Source organism: Microcoleus sp. MOSTC5 (assembly GCF_036701825.1).
Classification (GTDB): domain Bacteria; phylum Cyanobacteriota; class Cyanobacteriia; order Cyanobacteriales; family Microcoleaceae; genus Microcoleus; species Microcoleus asticus.
Genome location: NZ_JAUBRK010000136.1, coordinates 1 through 4,931, shown reverse-complemented (window position 1 = coordinate 4,931; position 4,931 = coordinate 1). Strand labels below are relative to the sequence as shown.

At 40.7% G+C, this 4,931-nt stretch carries 3 protein-coding genes, 1 tRNA gene and 3 pseudogenes; 5 read left to right on the top strand and 2 right to left on the bottom strand.

The window, feature by feature from the left end:
• Positions 1–64: 64 nt before the first annotated feature.
• Positions 65–724: pseudogene (locus tag QUA54_RS33680) on the bottom strand (helix-turn-helix domain-containing protein); the annotation flags it as partial.
• A 340-nt stretch (positions 725–1,064) separates the two neighbouring features.
• Between QUA54_RS33680 and QUA54_RS33675 the strand changes: the two are divergent.
• On the top strand, positions 1,065–1,268 hold the full coding sequence (locus QUA54_RS33675; RefSeq protein WP_172191298.1) for a hypothetical protein: 204 nt from the start codon (positions 1,065–1,067) through the stop codon (positions 1,266–1,268).
• Between the two features lie 153 nt (positions 1,269–1,421).
• A tRNA-Ala gene (locus QUA54_RS33670) sits at positions 1,422–1,494 on the top strand.
• Positions 1,495–2,412: 918 nt separating this feature from the next.
• Here QUA54_RS33670 and QUA54_RS33660 read toward each other — a convergent pair.
• A complete protein-coding gene (locus QUA54_RS33660; protein WP_333419310.1) occupies positions 2,413–2,550 on the bottom strand; it encodes a hypothetical protein in 138 nt (45 codons plus the stop codon).
• A 158-nt stretch (positions 2,551–2,708) separates the two neighbouring features.
• On the opposite strand from QUA54_RS33660, the pseudogene QUA54_RS33655 reads away from it, so the two are divergent.
• The 3 genes and pseudogenes from QUA54_RS33655 to QUA54_RS33645 form a co-directional block, all read left to right on the top strand.
• Positions 2,709–3,060 (top strand): annotated as a pseudogene (locus QUA54_RS33655) (IS4 family transposase); the annotation flags it as partial.
• Between the two features lie 85 nt (positions 3,061–3,145).
• Positions 3,146–4,345 (top strand): annotated as a pseudogene (locus QUA54_RS33650) (ISAs1 family transposase).
• A 235-nt stretch (positions 4,346–4,580) separates the two neighbouring features.
• Positions 4,581–4,931, top strand: a 351-nt coding sequence (locus tag QUA54_RS33645) for an IS630 transposase-related protein (RefSeq protein ID WP_333419308.1), incomplete at its 3' end; no start/stop codon positions are given.

Genomic DNA, 4,931 nt, shown 5'->3' with positions numbered 1-4,931 from the left:
AGATGAATATCCATAGGGTAGAAATCAAGTAGTGGTATCTCATTATACGGTTTTCACCAAAAACCCAGAAGAACCGTTTTTCTCTTTCATTCACTAGCGGTATTTCTATCCTCTCATTGCGCTTTCCCCAAAGATAACCACAGACATCTCCCCTCTTGAGATGGCACTCATCAATTAAATACACCACCAGCGTTCCCGACTCTATAGCTTCCCGGTGCTCTTCCAGATTTTTACAAATTTCTTCATGCTTTTTTTTGACCAGTTATTCATCCCGTTTGGGGTTCTTTTTTTGAGACTTTTTTCAGCTAATTCCGGCTGACTTCAAGAGTTGATAATAGCTGGTTTTAGATTGAAACTCAATCTGATACCGCTCGGCTATATAGTTTTCTAGGGCAGATAAATCCCAGTGGTTTTGATTGGTTAACCATGGGATCATTTCCTCTCGTTCTTCTGGCTTAAGTTGTCCCTGCGAACCTTGATGTTTTAAGCGCAATCCTTCAATTCCCTGCCACGCATAATTGATTTTCCACTTGCTGATAAAGGGAGATGATAGTCCTAAAATAGTTTGAATGGTTTCTCGGCAGATACCTTCCATTAGCATGCGGACAGCTACGGCTCTTTTTAGTTCTCTTGGGTCGGGATTATTGGCAATAAAACTTTCTAGTTCTAATAAAGCTTGGACTTCATGCTCTCCGAATTTTTCTGACGATTTATTGGGTGACATTTCGACTCCTACTGAGATTCACCTACCTCATTATACATAATTGATGTTTTACAAACCATTTGCGATCGCTATATCAAATCAGTTATACTCAAAACGCTCGAGCGCACCCTACCCCCTCAAAAAATCGCGATCGCTGGCTTCCAAATCAAAAACGCCTATAAAGCTGAGCTAGCTCTCATTTACTTTGCATATCGTAATTATCAAGAAAAGCTATCATTTTTTTTCAGTAGCTTTCCGCTGCTCCCTCCGGGTTTTAGAGCCAAAGTTAAATACGCGTAAGCTTATCTGCACTGAGCGAAAAGTTTTGTTACAATAGGTAAGCTGTTACAAATCGTAACTTATGCTGGTTTCTATTTTAATAATTGACGTTGCTCTCGTTGCCTGGTCTTTGCACTTAATGCAAGAGGCGATCACGCAACGGGAATTTTCACTAATGCTAGCCGGCACCCTAGTTGCTGTCTCAGCCGCTGCTCTGGTAGTCGTCTACTTTCTCATGGGGTCTTGTTTGAGCCATTTGACCGAAATATCCCAACACACTTACTAAATCATAGTAGGGGATTGACCATTGTCCGGAAGCGAGGATATTTTTTTGGAAAAAAAGCCGAAAGCCTTGCCAATCCAAGGTTAAAAACTAATTTCCCCAAAAAGCTTGACAAATATTGGTCACTTAAGGCATGATTGAGAGCGCGAAAAGAAAGGGGAATTAGCTCAGTTGGTAGAGCACTACAATGGCATTGTAGGGGTCAGCGGTTCGAGCCCGCTATTCTCCATAAAGAAAACCCGTTAACATAGCAACGGTTGCACAAGATAGAGTAACGAGGTACGAATTAAGGTCACTTTCAAGCATACCAGCTTCGTACCAGTTAAATTTTTAACTCAGAAGATCTGCGACCGTTTTTTTACCGAGCCGATCGAGTAACTCTCTGAGAATCGTCCTCAACTTTGAGCGGGGGTATTTTTCCAACTTTGTTAAAACTTCTAGTGCTTTGTCAAGATAAGGGATTAGGATTATAGTAAAGGTAAGAATTAAGGTAATTGCTCAACTAGGGGAAAAAAGAGAGCCATGAATAGAGAGGGCTTGCTGAATAGCTTGATAAGCAGTTAAGCCCTGCCTTTTACCAGTATTCACAACTGAACGAACAGCAGCAAATAAATCTCGCCCCCATTCTGAACGAAAACAATTGGTCACACGGCGAAATATCACGCTCATCCGAATCGCTTGTTCGCGCTTAATTATTTGTGGGTGGAATTGTCGCATCTTCCAGAAATAAAAACAAATTATCAATCAGCTCTGCTAGAGAGCCGGTCCAGTAGAAGGGAATTGACAAATAGGCAGAAGTATGCAGTAGGAAGAAGCCGTTCCAGTAGGGGAGGTAGCCAGCAAATGAGCTAACACATGAAGATTATGGATCGCAGCCATTCGCCGCAGGTCGAAAAGATTCTTGCGCACACCAAGGTAGCGAGCTTGTTCGCCTTGCCATTGCTGAATGCGAGCCAGACAGTGTTCCACAGCCACCCCAAGAGCGCAATTGGGCCCGTCCCATTGGTAACAAGTTAGAAAGGAGTAGATTCTGTCAATACCCTTTTGTGCATAAATATAATTGGATAATAATGATAATCAAACAAGGGGTAAGGGTGGGAGAGTCCGCCTGTGGCAGACTCTCCCACGCCTAGCACGATTATCATTATTAATAAGTTGTTGGCTCGATTGGCGCGGCACTGCGATCGATAACAGTGGCGGGCGATCGATAACAGTGGCGGGCGATCGATAAATAATGGCGGGCGATCGATAAATAATGGCGGGCGATCAATAATAGTTGCACCACAAGTGTACTTTCGAGCGTCGGGGCGAGGACGATCGATTGCGAGCGTTGGTACTATCGAAGGATATAATTGACAAATAATTGAGTGATTGTGTAGGTCAGTAAATATGGTTAAGAGTCAAAAAACCAACCGTGACTACGCCAAAAAAACCACAAGACCGATGGTGGAAGACGATGCGATTGCCTCGCAACTATCAGCACTATTAACACCAGCCATCACCTCACAAGAAAATTACTACCGTCAACTAGGTTTACGAGCCAGAATTCTTAACCTACCCTTGATGGTAGCAGCAGTATTAACTTTGCTGTGGCGAGAGGTAGCCGGAGTAACAGAACTCACAAGAATGTTAGCAAGAGAAGGCTTTTTGTGGTGCCGACCCACGACAGTTACTCAACAAGCCATGTCTCAAAGATTTTTAAGTTTTCCTGCCTCCTTATTTGAGGGAGTCTTCAAAAATTTATTACGCCCGTTTAAGAACTGCTTGGTATCAGAGAAACCAACGACCTTTACCAGGGTAAACGCATCTTAATTTCAACCTAAAACGTGATAAGATAAAGTATTTAGCTAAATCAAGTGCGTAATTCATAGGTGCGATCGATGGCCAAAGGGTTTACTTCGACTTTAACTTCACAACAAAAAACAATAGGTGTATCGAATCCGACAGACTTATTGAAAGTTAGTTTTTTAAATTATTTTGAAACCTTGACCGATCCAAGAATAGAAAGAAGTAAAGAGCATTTACTAATAGATATTGTAGCCACTGCGATTCTAGCTGTCATTAGCGGTGCGGATGGATGGGGGGCTATAGAACTCTATGGAAAAACTAAATATGAATGGCTAAAAGGTTTTCTAGAACTGCCGAATGGAATTCCTTCTCATGATACATTTAGTCGAGTATTTGCTCGAATTGAACCGAAGCAGTTTCAAGAGTGTTTTTTGAGTTGGGTAAATTCAATTACCCAAAAATAGGGGCTAGAAGTCATAGCCATTGATGGCAAAACAATGAAACAATCTTATGACCGGAATCAAAGCCAAAAACCGTTACATATAGTCAGTGCATGGTCGGCGTCCCATCAATTAGTTTTAGGGCAAAAAAAATCCAATAAAAAATCCAACGAAGTGACAGCTATTCCTGCTTTGTTAGAGCTGCTAAAAATTGAAAAAAGCATAATAACCATCGATGCTATGGGGTGTCAGAAAGAAATAGCAGCGCTCATAATTAAGAAGAAAGGAGATTATCTTTTAGCGCGAAAGGGAAATCAAAAACTTCTTCATAAAGACGTAAAAGACTGATTTAAATTAGCTTGAAAAGAAGAGTTTGCTGGCAGAGAGCATAGCTATTATCAACAAATAGAAGGAGGGCATCATCGAGTTGAAAAAAGACAAATTTGGACGGTGGCAGTCTCAGAGCTTCCATCTCTTCATAATCAATCATTATGGACTGGATTAAAAACGGTTGTGATGATCGTAAGTGAAAGACGTTTGTGGAATAAAACTACCACAGAAGTTCGGTTTTATTTAAGTAGTTTAGCCAGTAATGCCGAGAATATTTCTCAAGCAATTCGCAGTCATTGGGGTATTGAAAATAGCTTACATTGGACATTGGATGTTACTTTTTCCGAAGACAAGAGTCGCATTCGTAAAGATCATTCTCCTGAAAATTTTGCTCTCCTACGGCGTTTAGCTGTCAATTTACTGAAACAGGAAAAAGGATTTAAAGGAAGTTTAAAAATGAAGCGGTATCTGGCGGAAATGGATAATAATTATTTAGTGCAAATTTTAGACTCTGCCAGCTAACGCTCGAAAAATAAAACGGATTCCCGATATAAATTGATTCAGCTTTGAGAATTTAGAAGTCCTTAAAGCTCGATTTTAACTGGGTTAATTGCATCAGATTTAAGATTTTTAAGAAGCGTTTTCTCAAAGAAAAACTCATGCACAAATATGATTTTCTGTCAACTTAATTTAGATGCGTTTACCCTGCTTCCGGGTGTTATGAGGTACAATAAGAATAGATGAAAAAAATACACCAATGAAAGCATATTCAGTTGATTTACGAAAAAAAATAGTAGCAGCCATAAGCGAGCACAAGCTGTCGATCAGAAAAACAGCAGCCATATTTTCCGTCAGTAAAAGCTTAGTTCAAAAATTGGTCAAGCAACAAAAAACTGAGGGAAATTTACAGCCGAAGCCTAGGGGGAAACCGAGATACAGTCCTGTGAATAATTCCACAGCAGAGTTGAGAGAAATAGTGGCAGCACATCCCGATGCAACTTTGCTAGAATTGTGTGAGTTATTTGCCGAACGGACTGGAAATTGGGTGGGTAGAACAGCCATGTGTAACGCGTTACAGAAGTTGGGATTAAATCGTAAAAAAAAACAG